We start from the raw sequence: 1,191 nt of genomic DNA on the forward strand, positions 1-1,191 counted from the left end.
CTAGTCACGTGAATCTAAAGTTCGCCACATAAAGTCTGTTGAGCTTTGTGGCAGAAGCGTTTGACGGAAGCCAAAATCTGATCGGCTGACTTGGTCCATTTGAAGGGCTTCGGGTTTCTGTTGTGCAGGTCGATGAAGGTACGGATGTCGGTCTCGAGCTGCCTGACGGAGGTGTGAACACCTCGCTGGATCTGCTTTCTGGTGAGTTCAGCGAACCAACGCTCGATCTGATTGATCCATGACGCGGAAGTTGGTGTGAAGTGGACATGATAGTGCGGCCGGCGAGCGAGCCACGCTTTGATCCTGGGTGTCTTGTGGGTGGCGTAGTTGTCCATGACGATATGGACATCGAGGCCTTCAGGGACCTGGGCATCGATCTCTTTTAAAAACTTCAAGAATTCGACTGCCCTGTGCCGCTTGTAGCATTTGCCGATGACGAACCCCGAGGCGACGTCGAGCGCGGCAAACAGCGAGGTCGTACCGTGCCGCACATAACTGTGCGTGCGCCGTTCCGGCAGGCCAGGCATCATCGGCAAGACCGGCTGCTCGCGATCGAGCGCCTGAATCTGGCTTTTCTCATCGATGCTGAGGACGAGCGCACGGTTCGGTGGGGATAGATAAAGGCCAACGATATCGCGCACCTTGTCGACGAACAGCGGATCGCTCGACAGCTTGAATGTCTGGCTACGGTGCGGCTGCAAGCCGAACGCCGACCACATTCGGCGGATCGTGGTGTGGGAAAACCCAGTTTCCGCCGCCATCGAGCGGATCGACCAGTGCGTCGCGTCGGCTGGCGTCGTCCGCAGCGTTCGCTCGATCACGGCGGCAACCTGATCGTCGTTGATGGTGCGAGGGCGGCCAGGTCGCGCTTCGTCAAGCAGGCCATCACAGCGATCCTTCAAAAACCGGCGACGCCACTTACCAACGGTATGTTCGTGAAGGCCGAGTTCGGCAGCTACGGACTTGCTTGGCAAGCCATCCGCACACCGCAGGATCGCACGGCATCGCTCAGATAGCGACCGGGCTACGCGATGGCGACGAACTTGCCTCTCCAAATACGCCCGCTCCTGCGCACTCAGCACTAACGGCGCGATCGGCCGGCCTCGCTCACCTGCATTCGCCACTCGCACTCTCCTCTGCAGAGATTCGAGCTATCAACTAATGTGACGAACTTGCGTTCCAGATGACTAG

1 protein-coding gene is annotated in these 1,191 nt (G+C 58.4%); it reads right to left on the bottom strand.

From position 1 onward, the window contains the following. Positions 1 to 14 precede the first annotated feature (14 nt). A complete protein-coding gene (locus tag IVA81_RS29150; RefSeq protein WP_247324369.1) occupies positions 15 to 1,124 on the bottom strand; it encodes an IS630 family transposase in 1,110 nt (369 codons plus the stop codon). Positions 1,125 to 1,191 lie beyond the last annotated feature (67 nt).

The organism is Bradyrhizobium sp. 141 (genome assembly GCF_023074055.1).
Classification (GTDB): Bacteria; Pseudomonadota; Alphaproteobacteria; order Rhizobiales; family Xanthobacteraceae; genus Bradyrhizobium.